Raw genomic sequence first — 23,034 nt, 5'->3', positions numbered from 1 at the left:
ACTACTATTCATTAGAGAACTCATAAATTTACCATCCATTAAACAAAAGTCACCGTGCCAAGATCTCATATACAAGTATACTCACATAAAGATATCATTAAACGCTACGAGAATGTTTTAACCGATAAACGTTTAGCTGTCTTAGACATTGGGCCAAAATACAAACAGTACTTTATTGTAAACAAACCATATCAATTCAATACATTCGGCCTTATTTTAGTTACCGCTGGTCAATGTGAAATTACCATTAATTTGGAGCCCCGTGTCATCAAAAAAGACGACCTATTAGTAGTTCTCTCCAATCAGTTTTTTGAAATTAAAGAATTTTCTAAAGAATTTGCGGTAAAAACAACCTTCATAGATTCAGATCTATTTTTAGAAGCAGGTTTTCACCTTAAAGCTGATACATTGGTCCAATTTCTCTCTTCTGAGTATCCTAAAGTTATCTCACTTGATCGAGCTTGCTTAAGAGAAGTTAACTACCACCTACACAAACTAAAGAAACTGGGGTACCTTAGTGATAACTTATTTGCAAAAAATCTTGTACTACATCACTTTTCAATACTGATGTATGAAATTGGAAATTTTTATGGCAAATCGATACTTGAAAGAAATAAACCAAAACCCATACGAAAAGAAGAAATAACAAAGCAATTCATCTACTTAGTCGCAACACATTTCAAAAAAGAACGCAGTGTACAATTTTATGCAGATCAATTGTATATCAGTAGAAAACACCTAACAAAGGTAATTGTAGAAGTTTTAAATAAAACGCCTAAACAATTCATATCTGATACCATTATTTTGGAAGCAAAAGTACTCTTAAGAAATCCCAAAACAACAATCACTGAAATCGTATCAGAGTTGAATTTTACAGATGTTGCGATGTTCAGTAAATTCTTTAAAACGCATACGAAGATAGCCCCTTCTAAATTCAAAAATTTATCATAATTTTATAGAAGCACTTGGTATAAAAACGTCTTTTTTACAAATTTAAACGTTTAATTATCTACTTAAAAAACAGAAAAAAGATAGACCTTTGAGGAGAAAAAGTCAACCCAAATTTGACTTCTTTTTATTGTTATTTGAAATAAAGATGCTATAAAAATGAACAACAATATTACTCACAAACACACATATGCTTCTATCACGGCAATTGGAGGTTATGTTCCTACAAACAAACGCACCAATGCTGATTTAGAAAAAATATCCGATACAACGGATGAATGGATTACCAAAAGAACAGGAATAAAAGAAAGAAGAATATTAGATCAAGGTTTAGCTACTTCTGATATGGCAGTAAAAGCCATCGAAGATCTCTTGACAAACTACAAAAAGGATAAGAGTAAAATAGACGCACTAATTGTTGCCACCTCAACACCAGATATGCCAATGCCTTCAACAGCTAATATTATTTGTGGAAAACTTGGCATTGAGAACGTTTGGGCCTTCGATATGAATGCTGCTTGCTCAGGTTTCTTATTTGCTTTAGACATGGGAGCATCTCTTATCGAAACTGGAAGGTACAAAAACGTCTTAGTTGTAGGAGCCGATAAAATAAGTGCCTATGTAGACATAAAAGACAGAAACACCAATATTTTATTTGGCGATGGAGCTGGCGTGGTATGGTTAGAACCTAATTCGACTTCAGGAATCCAAGATGCTTTATTGTTAAGTAATGGACTTGGAAAAGAATACTTAAACATCGAAGGTGGAGGATCTCTCTATCCATTTAATATAGATGGATTTGACACTAACAAAACCTATCTAAAACAAGATGGTAAAGTTGTATTCAAAAATGCAGTAAAAGGAATGTCTGAGGTTTGTATGGATTTACTTCATCGAAACAATCTATCAGTAGATAATATTTCATGGTTAGTTCCACATCAGGCTAATAAAAGAATTATAGATGCTGTTGGAAAAGAGATTAACCTCGAAGAATACAAAGCCTTACACAATATTGCTTATTACGGAAATACAATCGCAGCAACAATTCCACTTTGTATCTGGGAAAACAGAGATAAAATACAAAAAGGAGATACTCTGTTACTAACTGCATTTGGAGCAGGCTTCTCTTGGGGAGCGAGCTTACTAACATGGACTATATAAAAAAGAGGGTGATATCACCCTCTTTTTTATTCCCTATTTACTGTTTTACATATATTCTTTTGGAATATCAATACCTTTTTCTACAAGATAACTTACTAAATCACTGTGTTTTCTCTCTAAATCCCTTGTACAGTCACAAGAAATAGGACACACCGAATATGGGGAAATCTCCAGAATTACGGCAATTTCATTTAACACTTCTGTCTTTAGCTTAGTCTTTCCACTTTCTATGTCAGAATATGCTTTTTGTGAAATACCCAATTTCATAGCAACATACTCTTGAGAGAAACCTAAACTCTTTCTTCTACTCTTAATTTTGTCTGTTTCCATACTTCCTTAAACTAAAAAATACTAATTTTTCCTATTACTTTTACTTCTACAAAAATAAGACATTTCTCCCAACATTCAATGCCAAAAAATAAATATATTACAACATTTAAACGCACTATTTATCAAAATAGCACAAAGCTTCTTAATAGTTCTTTTAATAATTACTAAAAAAGGTTAGTAAACACAATATTTTCAACTTAAAAAAACAAATATGAATAAGGAAAGTACAAAATTCATTCTACTGACATAGTTTAACCTTCATTCATAGATTACTTCCACTAAAAATAAAATAACCCTACGTCTACAATTCCACTTAACCGCATCCCAAAGCACAATCACCGCAGCTTATAATAAACTTCTCTCATTCATTGCAATAATTGTGACCATTCTGCAAAGAAATGCATATAAACAATCACATAAAGATAACCCTATACTGATGCTATTCTAAAATAGAATACCCTACTAAAACAGCACACGACAGTCGTGAATTATAATAAATAAACTACCTAATAAGTTGGAAGTAAAAAAGTTATTCAAAATAATTAAGTTCATTTAAATACCTTTTTGTGTAACAACGGATCAAGGTGAATTTTTCTCTCAAACGATAACTGCTTAGCTAAACTCACTGTATAAGCATGTCCATTTCCGCAAAAAAACTGTTCGAAAATGAACAAAACACAAAACAAACAAAAACATAAAACACTATAATCCAATTAATTAACAAACAAATAAAAAGCGGCATACTAATCGTATAGACTAACTGTATTAAACGAATAGACAAATATGAAATCTACACTACTATTGGCCACTGCTTTATTTTTCACAGCAAATATAAATGCTCAAAACTCAATTAAGGGAAACCTACAAACAAAGAGTAACAAAGCGATTGACTTTGCAGAAATATATCTATTAGATTCAAATGGAGCCTTAATCAACCAAACCTATACAACTGAAAATGGCCTTTTTAGCATTGAAGATGTAAAAGATCGAACTTACACTATTCAGATTTACAGCAATGGCTTAAAACAGTATGAAAACACTTTGGAAGTAGATCATTCGATCGACTTAGGTACTATAGTCATCGAGAATGACACCCAATTAGAGGAAATTGTCATAAAATCTCCTACGAGGATTTACGAAAAAAAACTTGACCGAACAGTATTCAATATTGAAAATTCAGTGCACGCCACTAACAATGATGCTGTCGATTTACTAAAAATAACACCTGGTCTTAAAGTAGACACTCAATCCATAAGTCTAATAGGAAAGAGCAGTGTACGTGTCATGATAAATGATAAGCTTGTACAGCTTACAGGTGAAGAATTAATGCAATACTTAAAAAGTATCCCCTCTGACAACATCAAAAAAATAGAAGTAATCACAACACCACCCGCAAAATATGATGCAGAAGGAAACAGTGGATTAATCAATATTGTGCTAAAAGAAAATCAACCCAATGCGTGGAACAATCAAATAAGTACTGGGGTATTTACTGGTCATAAAGCAACGTATAGATTCAGTGACGTATTTAGCTATAATCAAGGAAAAATCTCCTTTAAAGCCAATATTAGTGGCTCAAAAGGAATGTCACAAGTCATAGAAAACTCAACAGTGTTTTATGCGAACGAAACTTGGAACGGAAAGTCAAGACGCTTTAACAACAACGATAGATTATCGGGTAACTTCCAATTTGATTATCAGATCAGTGAAAAGACATCAATAGGAGTTCAATATATGGGGAGCATTGGCAATCCTAAGTTTGATGATAATGGTCAAATTATTGTTGATAACCATGTGCATAACTATATTCAAAACATCTATACAAACGCTAAAAACACAGGAGATATCAACAATCAATCTGCAAATCTACACCTAATACACAACATTGATACTGTGGGTACTAAACTAACTATGGATGTAGATTACTTCAACTACAACAATTATAAAAACAGGGTTTTCAACACAAAAACACAGGGTGTTAATAACTCTCCTGATAATATGTTCATAGCTTCGACAAGTGGAGATCAAATCATTGACAACTTCAGCGCAAAGATAGATATGGAACAACCGCTAAAATGGTTTAAACTATCATATGGAGTAAAAGCGAGCTTTGTAACCACAAGAAACAAATCCGATTTCTTTGACCTTTCTTCAGGCATAGCTATTGAAGATCACAATCAAAAAGACAATTTCAAATATCAAGAAAATACACAAGCCGCATACTTCAGTGCTTCTAAAGAATTTAATGACAAGCTATCTATGCAAGTAGGTATGCGAGTAGAAAACACACAAACTACAGGTACTTCAAAAGTGTACAATACAGAGAATAAAAAAGATTACACGAAACTATTTCCAACCCTTTACCTTACTTATAACTTAAATGACAATAACTCATTCTCTATTAACTACAATAGACGTATATACCGACCTGCATTCTGGGAATTAAACCCATTCAAATGGTATATCACTCAATATAGCGTTGCTGGAGGGAACCCAAAAATAACTCCCGCTTTCACAGATAATATTGAGTTAAGTCATATCTATAAAGGAAAGCTAACAACATCGATATCATATAGCAAAACAAAAGATAGATTCTCACAATACCCTATGGTAGAAGAATCGACAAATATGCAGATATACATAAGAGAAAATATAATCGACTCTGAAGGATTTAATGCGAATATCAATTACTCTTTTAATACAATCCCATGGTTACAATCTCAAATAGGGGGATACTTCTTCTATTCGACATCTAAGCTACTAAAGGATGTAAACTTAGATGTAAGAGATGGTGGTGGAATGTATTTTACAGCTAATAATACAGTATATCTAAATTCAGATAAAACTCTTAATGCTCAAGTGGATTATTGGTATCAACCTAAAATCAGAGAAAATATGTGGGCAATCAACCCTTCTCACGCCTTGAGTTTAGGCCTAAAATATGCCATGATGAACAAAAAACTTAATCTATCTATATATGCCAACGACATTTTTAATACGAGTACGCAAAAAGTTTCGACTAAAACAAATGGGATCAATCAGTCTTATAAGAACAACTATGATAATAGATACGTCAATATAGGTATTAGTTATTCCTTTGGAAATAGTAAAATCAAAGTTACAGATCACCAAGGGGGAAATACTGATGAGAAAAGTAGAAAATAGAAAGTAAAGTGTAATAAAAACTTTTGCTTAATGATGTCAATAACTTTGTAGATAACTAAGGATATAACAAGCATAAAAACACTCATAACAGACAATAACCACCTTATTTATCAACAATTAAAAAAATAAAATAATTCAATATAAACCAATTAATCACTAACTTATCATTATAAAAAACATACTTAACACACCTATTTCGAATTAACCATTAAGTTATAAACAAATAAAATAAGTACTGTTGATAAGTTTAATAATAACTGTTGATAAGTATAAAATAATATAAACAAAGAATACTAAATAGCCGATTCCTTTACAAACACCTTTATAGCGATCACCAAAAAAATAAACTATGAAAAAATTAATAATAATTTTCCTTTCCTTGTTCTGCTACACCTCAATATGGGCACAAAATTCAATTAAAGGTAGAGTCTTACAACAAGATCATACTCCACTTGACTATGCGGAGGTACAACTAATTCAGAATGATGATAAGCTAATAAAACAGTCTTTTTCATCCGAAACAGGAACCTTTTCTTTAGAAAATATCGCAAAAGGAAAATACATCCTGAAAGTACTCTATTTAGGTGAAGTACTCAATAGTCAACCAATTGATTTAAACCAAGACCTTGTGTTGAAAGACATTCTTATTGAAAGCAATAAACAATTAGAGGAGATTGTACTGAAGTCAGAGAAAAAATTAATAGAACGCAAAGTTGATCGATTGGTTTTCAATACAGCAAATAGTATCTCTTCTCAAGGGATGGACGCAATAGAAACCTTAGCAAATACTCCAATGATAAAAGTGCAAAATGACAAAATATCTATTGTAGGTAAAAGCAGTGTTACCATAATGATAAATGAAAAGATTGTTCATTTAAGCGGAGAGGCCTTAGCTAATTACTTAAAGACATTGCGATCAGATGATATAGAAAAAATAGAAGTAATAACTACTCCTCCAGCCAAATATGAGGCCTCAGGAAATAGTGGACTAATTAATATTGTTTTAAAGAAAAACAGACGACAAGGTCTATATGGGTCAATAGGCAGTAGTTTTTCCTATAACAACAAGAGAAATATTGGAGCGAATGGAAATATTAACTATCAAAAAAACAAGTGGAACTTATCGTTAAAAGCCAACAATTACGATGGGCGAAATAAAAATAAAAATGGCTATAGTTATACAGGTGTTACTAATGGATTAGAAAACAATGGAGAGTTAACGGGCAAGTACAAACAAAAAAGCGTTGACTTTACAGTAAACTATCAAGTTACAGACTTAGCATTAATAGGTGCATCGTATAATTATACCTCATCGAAAAATGATTATACTAAGTACTCACAAATAGAATACTTCACTGTACCCCGAGTAATGAATGACTCAGTGTTAACTTCGTTAAATTACACAGATAACCCAACCTCATATCATACTCTAAATGTATTCTATGACCAAAAACTGGATACACTCGGAAACAAATTAGCTTTCGGAGTGAACTACTTTAACAACTCACCTGATAATACAAATTACATTAATGATTACAATGCTACCAACGCCATACTAAATCAACTGATAAACCAAAGCGCACTAAACTACAATGTTTGGAGTGCTAATATAGATTTAAACTATGACCTCAAATGGATCAATCTCGAAACTGGTGCTAAATACACAAACTTTGACAACAAATCAAAAGTGTATTTCTATACCTTCGAAAATGAACAAAAGGTTTATGACCCTACAAAAAGTAATAAATTCAATTATAGTGAAGATAACTATGCCGCATATCTAAGTTTAAGCAAGAAACTGAGTGATAAGTGGGAAGTAAAAGCTGGAATGAGATTTGAACAAACTAAAATTGAAGGCAAACTACAAAATGACAATAGCCAGTTTACCAAATCTTATAACAAATGGTTTCCTACCGCTTACCTAACGTACACACCAAGTGATGACCATGCCTTGAGTTTTAACTACTCTAAGCGAATCAATAGACCCAATTCAAGTATCTTAAACCCATTTAAATACTATGGAAATACCTATTCTTATACAACAGGTAACCCGAATTTGGCCCCCTCATTTACAGACAACTATGAACTAAGCTATATCTTCAATGGTGCTCTATCATTAACTTTAAACTACTATCATGTATCTAACTCCTTTGATGTATTAAGCGTATTTGAAAATGGATACTTTACAGAGTCATGGTACAATATGTTAAATAGTGACAACTATGGATTTGATATTTCTTACAGCAATAAAATACTACCGTGGTGGGAAACTAACACAGGGGCTGACTATTATTTTTCTTCTCCATATTATTCTAAAGATTCAACACTAAAAGGAATGCAGGGTTCAACATTTGCCTACTACTCCCAAAACACATTCAATATAAACGAGGCAAAAACAGTCAAAGTATTTCTAAACTGGTATCATATGCTACCAAACAAAGAAGACAATTCAAGATATAATGCTTATAAAACTTTGTCTACGGGAATGAAACTAAACCTATTAGATAAAAAACTAAACCTTAATCTAACTCTATCGGATATATTCAATACAGGTAAGAGCTCTGGAACAATGTATTATACAGATAACACACAAACCTTTTACAATGAGTGGAGTTCACGTAGAGTTTCCATTAGTGCAACTTATAACTTTGGAAACAATAAGAATAAAAAGGTAATTCAAGAAGCAAACTTCGAAGATAAAAGTAGAAGTCAATAGTGCATCTATAAAATTAGTTAGTAAAAATAGGGGAAGCTCTTTTGAGTATTCCCCTATCTTTTATACCCATATATTTTCATCTACTAAAGGCTCATTATCTAATTTATTAGATAAGCTATTAACCCTTGCAGACAACAACTTACTTCTTCCCATAACAGTTCGGGTAAAAATTATTCTATTCTCCCCTACAAGTTCTGACCACTTTTGCGAAAAGTAAGATACCATCTCTTTTCTTACACCTAAACAAGTAGGAACAGCGTGATAATCCCTAAAATTCCCCTTTAAAGCTAGAAACGTTCTTCGCTCTATCACATAGCGGGGATTCTCAATAGGGCTAAATAATTCCTGTATACAGTCACTAAACAAATTCCCTTCTAAAACGGTACCTCCTTCTAAACTGCAAGAAACCCCTCCATTACTACTCTTCTTAACTACTATATCTAACTCTGAAAAAGGAGTTAGAATCAACTTATATCGCTCCAATGTTAAAGTTACTGCTTTAGCAATGGCAGCAATATCATCACCAATATCTACATACTTCCTTGCTAACGAACTATAGCGTTTTCTCTTTTCTCTAATTTTTAGGAAATAAGCAAACACAATGACTTCTAAAGCGAAGTACAACAAATGATACAAGGAAAGTTGAAATAAATAATACTGAAGTGCAAAAGCAATACAATTGACTAATGTACCTAATATTAAAACCCGATAAGAATACTTTAGATGAGCTAATGTTTTATTAGTATAAAAAACTCGAGCATCCTCACTATTTTCAAATACTACTGAATTTACTTGCAATGAACTATTGTACACAGCAAAGGGTATTCCTATAGCATGAACCAATCTTTGTCCTTTTTGAGTAGCGGAGAGCCAACGATTCATTAGATTACTCCTATCTGATGCTACCGTATAGGTAAAGCTATTCTGCTCCTTAATATCGTCTTCTGTAAGTAAGGAGTGAGATAGACCTAATCGAGCTGTTCCGTTTGAAATAAAAACATCGTCAATACATTCGTGGTTAGATACCCCTACAAAACTCTTAAATCGTCTAATTAGCGTTTTCCTATCACTCCCGCCGTCTTCAAGGTCAGCATTGAAAGTAACTAAATGCCAAATATTTGCTGTCTTTAAAGGATTATCTCTCTGCGCTCTAATTGCACGCCCTCTCATTTGATTTGAGGAAACATAAGAACCTACAAAACTTGCCAAGATCAAACTATTTATAGCTGGGGCATCCCACCCTTCGCCTAAAAGAGACTTAGTTCCAATTAAAACTTCAATCTCTCCTTCTTCAAAAAGACGGGTAATAATACTAATGATATCGTTTTTTATACGATCTACAAGACTTACTTCTACATAACTACCATCATACATCAATGGTTTGAGCATTACCTCATCTACCTTGCGAATATGAAGTAGTTCTGTAAACCTGTTTTTAGCAGATAATGGCATGATAATCAAAGATCCAGTAAGTACACCAAGGCGATTTGTAGAAGAAACTCTTCGTCTAATTTGTTCAAAAATTGGAACAACCCCTAATTTCTGATGTACCACATCGTTTACTTCACTACTCACATGATATTCTTTTCGAATAAAATCACTTAAGATAACCATGCGTAAATCTGCCCCCAAGCAATCTTTCTCAAACTCAACGATATCAACAATGCTATTGAGCTTATTTACACTTGAACTCAACAGTGTATTCTCCTTTAAACTATTGGTGAAACGGATTAACTTATTACTCATTGCACCATAACGTCTAAGTCGATTTAGCATATGCTCTACTTTTTCCTCATATTCCTCCACTGTATATCGCTCATCTTCCACAAAAAAAGGCTTTGATTTAAAGCAGTAAAATTCCAATAACTTCTGCATCCAATCATAATTCAAAGTAGGTACTTTAGCCGTTCTATTACCTAAGACCAACAAATGTTCATCATTTATCTCACTGCGAAACTGATGCACATAGATAACGCAGGCCATATAAAACTCTAAATTATCATATATCCAATACAAGTACTCCTTGGGGCTCTGCATAAATGACAAACCCTCTATATCCTCTAATAAAGTAATATCACTCTTTAGCTTTTCATATATCTCATTTATCCTTGCTCGATTATCTAATATCGTTTTACTTTCTTCTCTTTTGGGAATATTAAAATAAATAAAATCTTGATGAGGACATAAATCACCAGCTAAAACAAGTTCTGGAACAAATATCTCTTCATCAATAGGTCCATTGAGTTCACAATATCTGGACCATTCACTTATTGTTACATCATAAGGCGGGGTAGCTGTTAAACCGACAACAGTTGGTTTTATCTCCTGGACGACATAATTAAGTGCTTTCCACCATTCATTCTTTAAATGGTGTGCTTCATCTACTATTAACGTCTTTACTTCCAATTGCTTTAAAAGTGCAACAATTCTTGATGCATCGCGTTTGCTAACTTTAACTTCTTCAATATTGTCTATAGCTAAGTCTTCTGAACTTTCTTCCATTCTACTAAAGGAGGCAAACAGTCCTTGATAGGTAGATACAGTAACAAATTTAGGATCGAATAAACTATACGAAATCCAATCTGGTACTTGATCTGTATTTAAAAACAACTCACAGAATCTATCAACCCATTGATTTCGAATAGCAACTGTCGGAGCTAATATTAATGTTGGACGATTCAATCGAAGCATCACCTCTAACCCTAATACTGTTTTTCCAGAGCCAGGAGGTGCTACCACATGAAGTTTATTATCAGTTAAGTGTTTTTGTAAATTATCCAATACTCTTTGTTGATAACTACGCCAAGGGTACTTAAACTGAATTTCTGCAGGAAACCTTTTCAAAATATATCTTATCTAATTAAGCCGTAAGCCTTAATTTATTCTTCAAACTAAAGTAATAAAAAAAGCAAATTGAAATAATAACAATTATTCCAATTTGCTTCAACAAAAAACTATGATAGTTTTACTACCTTTTATAATTCAGCATTTCGCCCTTCAATTTTATTTGTAGCTTGTAGTTGTTTTAAATTGTCTAAAGTTACATAGGCGATTTGAGTTAGTGCTTCGTCTGTAAAGAATGCTTGGTGAGCTGTTACCAATACATTTGGAAAAGAAGTTAACAATTGCAATCTCTCATCTTCAAGGATTGTTCCTGATAAATCTCTAAAGAATACATTTTCTTCTTGCTCGTAAACATCGATACCCAATGCTCCAATCTTTTTAGCTCGCAACCCTTGAATAGTTGCTCGCGTATCAATTAACTTACCTCTACTTGTATTAATCAATATAACTCCCTCTTTCATTTTCTCAATAGACTCTGGATTAATAACGTGCATTGTTTCAGGAGTCAAAGGACAGTGAAGTGAAATAATATCAGACTTAGCAAATATTTCATCTAACTCAACATATCTAATTCCCTCTGCTTTTAATTTATCATTAGGATACAAATCATATGCAAGTACTTCTGTTCCCAGCGCTTTCATCATTCGACAGAACACTGCACCAATATTACCAGTACCGATAACACCTACAGTCTTCTTGTAAATATTAGTACCTAAAAGTCCATTTAAAGAAAAGTTTTGCTCACGTACACGGTTATAAGCCTTGTGAATTTTTCTATTCAATGTAAACAACATTGCTAATGTATGCTCAGCTACTGCTTCTGGTGAATATGCAGGAACTCTACATACCTTAATACCAAATTTATGTGCTGTTTCTAAATCCACATTATTAAAACCCGCACAACGCAAAGCAATATACTTTACCTTTTTCTCGCTAAGTTTTTCTATTACTGCGGCATCTACCTTGTCATTTACAAAAACACAAACAGTGTCAACATCCTCAGTTATTAAATTCACAGTTTGATCATCTAATCCGATATCAAAATACTCCAATTCAAAATTAAAGTCTTTATTACATTTGTTGAAAAAAGTAATGTCATAAGGTTGTGAAGAAAAAAATGCAATTTTCATAGCCTAATCCTTTAAGTATTAATATTTATAAATTAAATCAATAATACACCAAACATAAAAATTCATATTCAGTGCTCCCTTTTTATTGCTTCATAAAGTTACTTAATATAATTCACATAATACTTTGATATTTTTATATTTTTCACATTAATTATACTCAAATACTCTATCTATGCAAATTTATGCCCCTCTTATAAAACATTTGTTAACTAAAAGGACATTTGTCTTAAAACAAAAGCAATTTCACCTTTTTAAAGCTGGATAATTTCAGAAATTCCACATACTCTTTTCACAAATAAAAAAGAGTAGAAATAAGCTTTCTCTCTCTAATTGTCAACTGATAAATACCAGACTTAATCACTGATAATTTCTACGGCTTTTAAATAGTTCTTCCAATATTTTTTCATTATTTTGTGCTTCCCATTTTCTATGTAAAACAAGCTTTTTCAATACGCAACAATGATCGCAAAAATTCAACTCAAACTTAATAATGATGTTCTTCTGACTGTTATCAAAATGATAAAACAAACAGACGACTATGTCGTTGAGAATGTTACAGATGCACTTCTTATAAGTGTAAAAGAAGACCTAATAACTAAGTTAGAGGACAAGGCAAAAAATATTCAGAAGCAAGTTTCGATACTGGATCACAACAAAAAACATTCATTAGTTTTAAAGTATCACGAAGCCTACTCTCTATATAAATTAGTAGAATCAGTAGAAGAAAAAGGAATCTTTAACGATAGTCCACACATAAAAAAAATAAAAAAGCTCATCAATGAGCTTCATAGTAAGGTCGACATCTTTGCCAAAGAAGATGATTTTAATGAAGAGGAAGAAGAAACTATAGACTTACATATCAATAGCCACCAACAAGCGAAAAATGTAATATTCCCAGAGTTATTTACTTTTAATGATGTTGTGACTAATACTGAGGAAAACTCTCAAAAGAAATTCAAACCTACAAAAGAAAAAACATCATCAGATTTAGCTACTGAAATAACAGATATACAAGAAGATTGTGAACCCGACCAAGATAGAAGCTCAGATCATTTCTTACCAGAAATTGATATACAATCCAATGTAATACAGTTTAGACTCGATGGCTCTTATGATGAAATTACTCCAACAAGAGAAGTAGAACACAGCAATAGTGAGGATGATGTTGTTACTAAAGAAGAAGACATAAAAGTTGATGTTGATCAAACGATTGTCAATACAGTTGAAGAAACAACGATTGTTTCAATTAATAATGATAACAGCAATCATACTGATCCAAAATCGATTGCGTATCAAGAGTCGTTAGACGATGACAACAATCTTATTTTAGAACTCACTGTCGATTCAGATACAAATAGTTGCACGAATAAGGAATCTATTTCTAAAAGTGAATTAGATCCATTCTCTGCCTATTTTGACATTCAAAAGAAAGGATTGAGTAATGAGAAACGAGATGATTTAAAGGCAGCTGTTGAAATACCAACAATAAATTTGCAGCATGAGGCAAATCAATCAGACGAGAGCGAATTAGATCTGCAGATTGAAGTCTTTAACACATCACAAGACAGTCTAAATGATAGTGAAGGTGAAAACACAACAAAACCCGAAAGAAAAAAGAAAGAGAAAAAGAACAACTCTACTTCTTCTGAAGGACAGATAAGCTTATTTTAAAATAGAAAAAAGAGGATATATCCTCTTTTTTCTATTCTACATATTTATTAACTAAAAGACGTTCAAACTCATCCCTTTGCCAATTGTTTTCGTTTCTTATGTCAAATTTATCTGCCAGTTCGAATGCTTTATTTTTGTAAAACTCGTGTAGAACAGCGAAGTCGTAATTGTCATCTTCACGGTACACTGAGAGTCTTGGAGATAAACTTAACTTACCTTTACCGCCATCTCTAAAGATCACTGCAGCAAACTTGCTAAAGTAAAACAGTGAGAAATCTTCTATTTCTTCACCCCATGAACTTAACTCTTCATAAAGTTCAAGATATCCTTCTTTACCATAAATATAAAGGAGGTACATATACATGGCTTTGGTAGTTGTTATACTATTTGTTTTATACAAACCATCGTGATCATACAGCTCTATACCCTTTTCTAAGTGTTCTAATGCATTCTCATGATCATTTATTTTAGAATAGTAAAAAGCAATTTCTAAATACGCACAAAATGCCGTGATATTGTGTTTATCTCTAACAAAGAAGAACTCTCTTATCTCAGACAAAGCTTCGTCTATACGATCTAATGCTAATAGGTTCCCTATTTTAATCTCCTTTTCCCATACAATATTACTTCCGCCACTCAGAGAGTCAATTACTTCGCCTTTACCTAATTCCAAAAACTCTAAAGACTTTTCAAAGTCCTTAGTTCTAATATAAAATAAAACAAGTAAATGATAATATGACCTTAAACTAAAACTAGCCTTAATGAGTTTATTTTTATAATCCTCTGCTATATCGAGCATTTGTTGTTTACTAATTGAGGCATTTGCCGTACAGGAAGTAAACATCATATTGTAAAACCACAAGAAATCCTCGTCGTCGAAATAACCAGGGTTAGCATCATACACCTCTAACAACCACGAAAAAGCAGGAAAACTCTCTTGACATTCAAAAAGATCTGCTTCCTCATTCATCAATCGCAATCGCAAATCAAATCCCCAATCAATATCTTGATGAGCATCTGCTATCTGAATAGCTTGCTTTAAGATTTTAATCCCTGCTCGAATATCATCTACCTGTTTTCGCTGTAATAAGAGTTTCTGAATCTCTAAATTGTGATTTATCCCCATAGCTTAAAAAAATTGTATTTCTTTTATATCGTTATCGTATAGTAATACTTAATTACTTTCAAAAAGTCGAACTGTTTCATTGACGAAATTACAGTTGCCATTTCGCTCATCAAATTGTTTTGCATACCCTATTGTTCGCTCTTTAAAGATACTTAACATTTCAGACAAATCATAAATCCCATCCTCTTTATAATAAGGTAAATAAGTTGGAAAATTAAAACTTCTTATCCCCCCGTCTTTAAGTAAACAAATAGCGTATTTCAAGAAAAAGAAACTGTAAAAATCATCTGCCTCATGCTCCCAGATACATACTTGTTCAAAATGTTCCCAACACGATTCATGACCGTATTGATGCAATAAATACATATACAATATCTTCGCTCTTATGTAGGTAATACAATCATGAGCATTAAACTCAGGTAAATTAGCCTTAGCTAACTCAAAGTATTTATCCTTTCTATCGTCATTTATTCTATAAAATTCGAAAGCAAATACACAATACGCTTCAAAAGCTGTATTAATATACGAAAAGCGATTATTAAATAAATCCTGAGCAACGATTAAGGCAGCATCATAATCTTCTAACCCCAAATAGTTATATGCTTCAAGAGATAGTTCAAATGGCATATTATCCGAAAGGTCATCTAAAGGCGACTCTTTTATGAGGTCTATCACCTCGCGTGCTTCAACAAATTTTCTAAGCTGCTGAAGCCCTAAAGCTTTCAAATGATGATAACTCCTTAAGCTAAAGCCATTCCTTACTAATCTCTTTTTAAAATCCTCAGTAATATGCTCAAGAACCTCTTTTGAAAGACTTGCAATACCGTATGAAGTAGCTGCTAACCACTTATACTCTCCCATGATCTCTTTTTCATCAAAAGGACTATCGCTTTGGTCTACTTTTTCTAAGATCCAGACAAAAGCAGGATAACTCAATTTTGAACTTGGCGTAAAATTCTCTGTGTTAATCAATAACAACCTCGTCTCAAATCCCCAAACTGAATCATTGTGCTTATCTGCGATGCCAATTGCAGTATTCAGTAATTTTAATCTATCCTTTGGATTGGGTAGATCTTGACTTTCTAATAAAAGTTTGTGTATCTCTAAAATATAATTTCCCATTCAACTATACCTAATAATAGCTAAAGCAACATATTGTTTTTCTTATCGAAAAAACAAATTTAAATACTGCTTTTAAATATACGAAAGTACTTTACTAATGCCGTACTTCTCCAAAATTTCAATACAAAAAAACGAAAAGATAAATCTTTTCGTTTTTTTCTTTATTGTAATATTTCATCAACTTCTTTGCGGTAAACACCTTTTAAGTCATTGCGTCGATCAAACTGATCTGCATAGCTATAAGCTATTTGCTTAAAATGAGTGTACAAATCGAACAAGTCATATATACCGTCACTGCGATAATATGGCAACTGAGATGATAGAGTCAATGCTTGAGTTCCTCCATCTTTCAACATTGAAGCCATATATTTAGAGAAATTATACACGTGAATATCTTCTGCTCCAATCTGCCATTCACAAACGCGACTAAAGAACTCCCAAGTATCAGGATGCTTCTTTTCGTACATATAGCATATCAATTGAGACATAGAGTACCCAACTGAACTGTCATAAGAATCATGAGCGTAATATTCTTCTAATGCCTTATCAAAATACAATTCAGCTCTTTCATCTCCAATCTTATTCAACTTATAAGCAAAGTGACAAAATGTTTGAAAAGGCATTGAATAACAAGTTAATTTCTTACTGATTAAGTCTTTAGCCTTCACCAATGATTCTTCTACCCTGCCCGTATCCATAAGTACCTCTACTTTTGTATCTAACTCACAAGCTGGGCAATTAGTCATATCATCTATTACCTCTCCATCTGCTAAGTCAATATACTCTTGTGCTTTCGCATAATCTCTCAAATGTAAATAATAGCCTGTCATTACATTGTAGTAAGCTCGTAAGCTATATCCATTCTTGACTAATCTACTCTTTAGATCTTCTCCTATCTGCATGATCTGTTCTGTAGAAATAGATGCATTTCGGTAAGCAGAACAAAACATCCATTTATACTCCCACAAGAAATCAGACTCATCAAAATAATCAGCATTGGTATCACTTGCATTTAAAATCCATGCAAAAGCAGGGAAACTCTCCTCGCATTTGGATGTATTTCTCTCTTTGCGAATAAGGTCTAAACGCAAATCAAAACCCCAATCAATATCATTGTGCTGATCCGCCAATTGTATCGCTTCTTTTAACGCTACAACCTTATCGCTAAACTTTTCCATTTGTTCTACTTTAAGTAGAATCTTTTGTATTTCTAAGTTGTAATTCATTACTTATATTTTATAATCGCGCTCTAATAGCAACTCTTTATACTCATTTGTAGCAAAGTCACTATCATTGCGTTGATCAAATTTTTCCCCAAGATCTTTAGCTATTGCTTCATAGTATGTCGAAACATGCTTCAAGTCATAAATATCACTCGACTGATAAAAAGCTAACTTAGATGACAAAGCCAACCTCTGCTCTCCCCCATCATAGAACATCACAGCTACGTGTCTACTTAGCATAAACAATAAATCATCTTCTGCACCGATTTCCCACTCAGCAATCTTTTCATACATTGTCAAATAATATGAATCTCCTAACAAAAACATAGCATAAGTATATCTAACCATACTATACAACATAGAGCTATTGACCTCTCTTAGTTTCTCATATGACTCCTTAGCTTTATTCAAATAAACTATCGCACGTTCATCCTTTGCACGAGCCATCGTATAAGCCATCGCACAATAAGTTTCAAAGGGCAGTGCAAAAGCGGATAGCTTCTTTATTTCCATTTGATCCATAACAGCTACTGCTTCATCAAATCGCTGCATTAAACACAAATGCTCTATGCGATAATCATATTCGCTTGCTTCAGTATTCTCCTCATCGTATGGCTCTAACATCCCCTTGTTGATATAAGATTCGCTCATCTCATAATCTCCAAGATTATGCGCATACTCAGCCATCGTAAAATAATATCCTCGCTTTGATAAATTATTTCGATCTAATCTGCGATACAAGTCATCGCCTATTGTCATTACTTGCTCTTTACTCAAAGAAGAATTACTATAAGCTGAACAAAGCATCCATTGATATTCTAACATAAAATCAGCTTCATCAAACTGATCGGGATACTGATCACAAACGTTTAATATCCAGGCAAAGGCCGATATACTTTCACTACAAGAAGAAGTTGCTCTCTCCTCGTGAATGAGATCATATCTCAAATCGACTCCCCATTCTAAATCCTGGTGTTTATCCGCAATTTGAATGGCTTGCTTTATCAAAGCCATGCAATACTCTGCATCACTAAAATGCTCGTCAATAGCTAATAGTATTTTCTGTATTTCTAAACGATACACTAATCTCTAAAATTTAGGTAAAAAACTTGACATCCCTAAAATCATAAACTGATATAAAGCATCATTAAACGTATCCATTTCGCGCTTGTTAATAGTATAGCCACCTAACATCAAAGATTGTACATACAACACATTTATCAACGCTTCAAATAATTCCTTATCATCGATAACCATCACTTTTTCAATCAACTCATTCTGCTGGTTAAAACACAAAGTAGGAATCACTTCCTCCTGCTTTTTAAAGTGTTTCAACGTCGATGCAAAAGGATTTGAAGAAGTGGACAAACTCTGAATGTTTTTACTTGACAATGCATCTTCATTAGCAATGTAAATCGCTGTAGTGTCTTTTGGCTCAAAGCGCTTTACTTCAGCTTTACAATAGTGCTTTTTCAATATTGCATTAGCACGAGTCACAAACTCATCAATTGTATCGTCTTTAACTATAGCAGCTTCAAACTCTTGTAAGATATCATTGGGAGCAATCTTCTCAATGCTTAAATCTGGCCTTTGACGTTTAATCTTATCTATTAAATCCGTCTCATAACTATACGCTGCATTAATAACTAATTTTTTCTGTGAACCAGCAATACGGCGTATTTGTCTATAATCATCCAAAGAAGGAGTATAGTAAATATTCTTATACGATTCTTTGATTAACCCAAATGACATCATTCCCTGATTTGTTTCAAAAGGCAAGTAGTCTTCAAACAAATTCATAATTTCAGTATCTGAGGCTGCTAATGATTTAATGAACATATGGTGAATCGTAATAATCTGTTCCAACACTTCGATATTTGTTAACGAAAGTGTCTTTAGGTAATTCTTAAAGCAGTCGCTGAGTTCTTTCTTCGTTTCTTGTAGAACTGTATTATTCATCAAAGATTCACGAGATGCAGTAGGTTGCAATGCATTCGAGTTAATAATACAACGTACAAATGACGTCCACTCAGGAAGTAAATTAGTAGCTTGATCACATAAATACATTCGCTTCAAGAATATCTTGTGCTCTTTAGTAGCTGTTGTATTAACTTTATTCGGAATAATGAAAGCGACTCCTTGTAATTCCCCTGCCTCTGATTCTAATCTAAATACATCTAAAAATCGAGTCTTAAACACTTCCTTTCCGTATGCCAATAGATCTTCTTTTGTACTTTCTGGATCTAACCAAACGGGATTACCATTTAAAAGTTGCTCTGTTTCTCCATTTTCAATGAGATTTACCGCAATAGGCAAAGCACTACCATAGAACAAGATATTCTCTTTTACGTCCTCTTTTCTAAACAGAGTTCTCCAAGATCTCTTTGCCTTTAGAATAACTTTTGTTCCTACCTCAGGCAGTAAATCTATTATCTCTACTTCATAAGTTCCATCTGCTCGACCAGTCCATCTAACAGATTCTTCCTTATAGAGTGAGCGTGTTTCCACAACGATTGCCTCACTTACAACCAAGCAAGACAACAATCCGATACCAAACTTTCCAATTAAATCCTTGTCAGCTAAATCACCTCTTTTGGAACTTTGACCAATAACTGATAAGAATTGATGAACATCATCTTGGGTCAACCCAATACCATTATCTTGAAAAGTCATTTGGTCACCGTCAAAAGTAACGTCTATTCTACCTTGAAAAGAAGAATCTATGCCCTTACGCATCGTAACGGCATCCATTCCATTTTGTAATAATTCTCTGATAAAAACCGTTGGAGAGCTATAAATATGCTCTGACAACAGTTCTATCATTCCTTTCATATTTACCTGAAACTGGTATTGTTTCTGATTCTCATCCATTATCTTCTGCGTTTACGTGGACCTCCTATAATTTTTTGTGCATCTTCATTTCCATTTTCAGCTGCCTTACTATACCACTCCATAGCCAAATCATCACTTTGTTCGACTCCTTCTCCTTTTAAATAGCAGTTTCCAAGTTCATATTGTGCATAGTCATTATCAGCCTCTGCTGCTTGAATTAAGTAACTCACGCCATACTCTTGATCTACCTCTGCTCCATCTCCTTTTACTAACATAATTCCAATATAACCAGCCGCATCCATATTTCCACGATCTGCTACTTGTTTAAGGTAATGAAATGCTTCAACTCTATCTTTATCAGTACCAATACCGAAATAATAGGCTTGACCTAATCGATAAATAGCTGAATCATATCCTCGTTCTGCTGCCATTTTATAGCAATTGAAAGCCATTTTCTCATCTTTCTCTGTACCAATACCAAATTGATAACAAATACCTAATCCTTCTGAGATATACCCTCTTTCTTCTGCAACTTTATAAAATTCGAAAGCAGGATCATAAGCTTCTCCTTCTTCATAACCATATAAGTAGTAATCTCCCATAGTTAACATTGCCAAAGGAGAACCATTGTCAACGGCAGCCATTAACCACTTCTTCCCTTCTGCAAGATTTACATCCATGCCATATCCATAAGTGTAATAACAACCTAATTTATACTGTGCATAGCCAATACCTGCTTCTGCCGCAGCTGTCATATATTCAATTGCTTTTTCTGGATTAGCTTCTTTTCCACATGTTCCTTCTTCATAAGCTAAAGCCATATCAACGTTCGAATCCATAAAGCCTAACTCTAAAGCCTTTTCAAACAGTTCAAATGCTTTTGCGTGATCTTCCTCTCCTCCAATACCATATCTATAGCAACGTCCCAAATGGTATACTGACTCTGCTACTGGATTATCTCCATCTGCTGCAATCGCATAATACTCTCTTGCTTTTTCTGGATAAGCTTCTCCTAAATAACCATCTTCATAAATCAATCCCAAACGCATTGCTGCATAAATGTATCCATTGTCTAACGCTTCTAAGTACAGTTTTTCTGCCTCTGCTGCATTTGCCTCAGTTCCCTCTCCGTTAGTTAACATCATCGCTAACTCTACGCGACAATAGTCTGATCCAAATTCTTCTACACCACGACGGTAATGAGCTAATGCTTTTTCTGGATAAGCTTCTCCTGTGTACCCGTAGCGGTTATAACGACCAGCCATTTCAATACCAGATAAATTACCGCGCTCTGCTGCTAACTCATATAAATACAATGCTTTCTCGTAATCAGATTCTTCTTCAAACTCGGCATTTTGATATCCAAGACCTAATCGATAAGGAGCATAGTCATTCCCTTTTTCCATTGCTAATTCTAACAATCTCTTTCCTTCTTCTACATTGCGCTCAACTTGATCGTAATCTAATAACACATAAGCTTTCTCTGCCAATGCTTTGACAAAGTCTTCTGATATAGCTCTATCTAAATAAGAGATACCCTTTTCAATATCTTTATAGTCATTGTGATATAAATACAACATTGCCAATTCTAATAAAGCCTCTGGTGAGTTGTATTTTGCAGCAAACTCAAGTTGTGGAATAGCTTTCTCAAAATCATTATCTCCTCCATTAACAGGATATAAGTAGTAATACCCTTGAATAAAACCAGCATAGATTACACCATAATCAAAAGCTGTTGCTAAATACTGACGACCTTGTTCTTCTGTTTGACCGTGTTCTGCAAAGCGACCATTCACAGTTAACAACCCCATTAAGTAGTTACAAAAAGGACTGTCATTAGCTATTCCTTCAGATAACGTATCCATCGCCTTCTTATCTTCACCCTCTCTTAGGTAATAATCAGCCAATACATACATCGCTTTTTTCTTGCCATTAATCAACTCATCATTCTTCTGAATCACTGCCCACATTTCCTCAGCCGACTCACTTGCTCTACTCTCTAAGTTCAACAAGAATATCTTAGACAAATCAGATCCTGTTTTATCGACAATCTCCTTAATCAGACGATACCCTTCTTCTTTATTTTCTTCATAACCGAAAAGTCCATAGTACTTACAGTTACCCATATATATTTGGCAATAGTCATCTCCCGCTGCAGTTCCTTTATCAAGCAATTCTTTACAGAACTCAGTATCCTTAAATCCATAACGACCTCTTTCAAACAGCTCATATTGGTATCCGTATGCACGAGCATACCCCTTATCTATAAATAATCGATTTAATTCCTTTACATCATCAAACCACAAAGCGTAATCTGCATCATTCAAACGCATTGCACTGTGAATACAATTTGACTCTTCAAATAACTGATCGTATAATCTAACGATTGTGTCGTTATCCTTACCGATCTGTTCTGCCAACATACACACTGCGTGTGCCTTATACCAAGTATGTGGGTCACTATAGTCATTCTTATTAATAAATTCTTCTGCATGTTCTGTCAACGACATTGAATCATTTGCAATCTGGCTCACGTAATTTAAGTACTCTACGTTAAATGTTCCCATAAACTTTTCTCTTTTTACAATACTATTTTTTAAAAATATTCCTTTCACAAATGTAGGCAAATGACATTGAATAAACTTATACGAAACAAGCAACATCGAAATAACACAACACTTTTATTTTGCGATAACTATCAAAAAAACTGTGAAATAGGTAAAATTTAATTAACTAATCTAATTGCTAAAAATACAAAAAATCCAA

Annotated in this window: 14 protein-coding genes; 5 read left to right on the top strand and 9 right to left on the bottom strand. The window is 33.5% G+C overall.

Annotated features, from left to right (window positions below; translation table 11 throughout):
* Positions 1-54: 54 nt before the first annotated feature.
* Together NWE55_RS09385 and NWE55_RS09380 are read left to right on the top strand one after the other, a co-directional pair.
* Entirely contained in the window at positions 55-951 is an 897-nt protein-coding gene (locus NWE55_RS09385; RefSeq protein WP_160339386.1) for a helix-turn-helix domain-containing protein, read from the top strand.
* Between the two features lie 156 nt (positions 952-1,107).
* Positions 1,108-2,109 (top strand): beta-ketoacyl-ACP synthase III, encoded by a 1,002-nt coding sequence (locus NWE55_RS09380; RefSeq protein ID WP_155090954.1) that lies wholly within the window; start codon positions 1,108-1,110, stop codon positions 2,107-2,109.
* A gap of 45 nt (positions 2,110-2,154) precedes the next feature.
* Here the strand turns inward: NWE55_RS09380 and NWE55_RS09375 are convergent, their stop codons facing one another.
* Positions 2,155-2,439 carry a helix-turn-helix domain-containing protein gene (locus tag NWE55_RS09375; protein ID WP_155090955.1) on the bottom strand — a complete coding sequence of 95 codons (285 nt, stop codon included), beginning with the start codon at positions 2,437-2,439 and terminating at the stop codon, positions 2,155-2,157.
* A 783-nt stretch (positions 2,440-3,222) separates the two neighbouring features.
* Here NWE55_RS09375 and NWE55_RS09370 point away from each other — a divergent pair.
* The gene (locus tag NWE55_RS09370; protein ID WP_155090956.1) at positions 3,223-5,604 is read left to right on the top strand and encodes an outer membrane beta-barrel family protein; all 2,382 of its coding nucleotides are present in this window, start codon (positions 3,223-3,225) and stop codon (positions 5,602-5,604) included.
* A gap of 349 nt (positions 5,605-5,953) precedes the next feature.
* Positions 5,954-8,320 (top strand): outer membrane beta-barrel family protein, encoded by a 2,367-nt coding sequence (locus tag NWE55_RS09365; protein WP_155090957.1) that lies wholly within the window; start codon positions 5,954-5,956, stop codon positions 8,318-8,320.
* A 60-nt stretch (positions 8,321-8,380) separates the two neighbouring features.
* On the opposite strand, the gene NWE55_RS09360 is transcribed toward NWE55_RS09365, so the two are convergent.
* Positions 8,381-11,164: a DEAD/DEAH box helicase family protein gene (locus NWE55_RS09360; protein ID WP_155090958.1), complete on the bottom strand. Its 2,784-nt coding sequence runs from the start codon at positions 11,162-11,164 to the stop codon at positions 8,381-8,383.
* Positions 11,165-11,295: 131 nt separating this feature from the next.
* Complete coding sequence (locus NWE55_RS09355; protein ID WP_155090959.1) at positions 11,296-12,294, bottom strand: 2-hydroxyacid dehydrogenase; 999 nt, start codon at positions 12,292-12,294, stop codon at positions 11,296-11,298.
* A 459-nt stretch (positions 12,295-12,753) separates the two neighbouring features.
* Between NWE55_RS09355 and NWE55_RS09350 the strand changes: the two genes are divergently transcribed.
* Complete coding sequence (locus NWE55_RS09350) at positions 12,754-13,965, top strand: hypothetical protein (RefSeq protein WP_155090960.1); 1,212 nt, start codon at positions 12,754-12,756, stop codon at positions 13,963-13,965.
* Positions 13,966-13,996: 31 nt separating this feature from the next.
* Here NWE55_RS09350 and NWE55_RS09345 read toward each other — a convergent pair whose 3' ends face one another.
* The 6 genes from NWE55_RS09345 to NWE55_RS09320 all read right to left on the bottom strand — a co-directional run bounded on the left by NWE55_RS09345 (position 13,997) and on the right by NWE55_RS09320 (position 22,835).
* Positions 13,997-15,091: a tetratricopeptide repeat protein gene (locus tag NWE55_RS09345; RefSeq protein WP_155090961.1), complete on the bottom strand. Its 1,095-nt coding sequence runs from the start codon at positions 15,089-15,091 to the stop codon at positions 13,997-13,999.
* A 48-nt stretch (positions 15,092-15,139) separates the two neighbouring features.
* Positions 15,140-16,213 carry a hypothetical protein gene (locus NWE55_RS09340; protein WP_155090962.1) on the bottom strand — a complete coding sequence of 358 codons (1,074 nt, stop codon included), beginning with the start codon at positions 16,211-16,213 and terminating at the stop codon, positions 15,140-15,142.
* A gap of 161 nt (positions 16,214-16,374) precedes the next feature.
* Positions 16,375-17,439: a hypothetical protein gene (locus NWE55_RS09335; RefSeq protein WP_155090963.1), complete on the bottom strand. Its 1,065-nt coding sequence runs from the start codon at positions 17,437-17,439 to the stop codon at positions 16,375-16,377.
* Between the two features lie 3 nt (positions 17,440-17,442).
* On the bottom strand, positions 17,443-18,519 hold the full coding sequence (locus tag NWE55_RS09330; protein WP_230381477.1) for a hypothetical protein: 1,077 nt from the start codon (positions 18,517-18,519) through the stop codon (positions 17,443-17,445).
* Between the two features lie 6 nt (positions 18,520-18,525).
* Complete coding sequence (locus NWE55_RS09325) at positions 18,526-20,307, bottom strand: HSP90 family protein (protein ID WP_155090964.1); 1,782 nt, start codon at positions 20,305-20,307, stop codon at positions 18,526-18,528.
* Positions 20,307-22,835 (bottom strand): SEL1-like repeat protein, encoded by a 2,529-nt coding sequence (locus NWE55_RS09320; RefSeq protein ID WP_258204034.1) that lies wholly within the window; start codon positions 22,833-22,835, stop codon positions 20,307-20,309. Before NWE55_RS09320 ends, NWE55_RS09325 begins: the two co-directional genes overlap by 1 nt.
* Between the last annotated feature and the right edge of the window lie 199 nt (positions 22,836-23,034).

Origin of the sequence: Myroides albus (assembly GCF_024722315.1) — a bacterium.
Classification (GTDB): Bacteria; Bacteroidota; Bacteroidia; order Flavobacteriales; family Flavobacteriaceae; genus Flavobacterium; species Flavobacterium album_A.
Note: the sequence above shows the minus strand (reverse complement) of the source record. Positions and strands in the feature narration are given on the sequence as shown.

What these genes read in the sequence shown, in the direction of transcription:
- NWE55_RS09380 (WP_155090954.1), top strand. Translation starts at nt 1,108, where the DNA reads ATGAACAACAATATTACTCACAAACACACATATGCTTCTATCACGGCA.
- NWE55_RS09375 (WP_155090955.1), bottom strand. Translation starts at nt 2,439, where the DNA reads ATGGAAACAGACAAAATTAAGAGTAGAAGAAAGAGTTTAGGTTTCTCT.
- NWE55_RS09370 (WP_155090956.1), top strand. Translation starts at nt 3,223, where the DNA reads ATGAAATCTACACTACTATTGGCCACTGCTTTATTTTTCACAGCAAAT.
- NWE55_RS09365 (WP_155090957.1), top strand. Translation starts at nt 5,954, where the DNA reads ATGAAAAAATTAATAATAATTTTCCTTTCCTTGTTCTGCTACACCTCA.
- NWE55_RS09355 (WP_155090959.1), bottom strand. Translation starts at nt 12,294, where the DNA reads ATGAAAATTGCATTTTTTTCTTCACAACCTTATGACATTACTTTTTTC.
- NWE55_RS09350 (WP_155090960.1), top strand. Translation starts at nt 12,754, where the DNA reads ATGATCGCAAAAATTCAACTCAAACTTAATAATGATGTTCTTCTGACT.
- NWE55_RS09345 (WP_155090961.1), bottom strand. Translation starts at nt 15,091, where the DNA reads ATGGGGATAAATCACAATTTAGAGATTCAGAAACTCTTATTACAGCGA.
- NWE55_RS09340 (WP_155090962.1), bottom strand. Translation starts at nt 16,213, where the DNA reads ATGGGAAATTATATTTTAGAGATACACAAACTTTTATTAGAAAGTCAA.
- NWE55_RS09335 (WP_155090963.1), bottom strand. Translation starts at nt 17,439, where the DNA reads ATGAATTACAACTTAGAAATACAAAAGATTCTACTTAAAGTAGAACAA.
- NWE55_RS09325 (WP_155090964.1), bottom strand. Translation starts at nt 20,307, where the DNA reads ATGGATGAGAATCAGAAACAATACCAGTTTCAGGTAAATATGAAAGGA.
- NWE55_RS09320 (WP_258204034.1), bottom strand. Translation starts at nt 22,835, where the DNA reads ATGGGAACATTTAACGTAGAGTACTTAAATTACGTGAGCCAGATTGCA.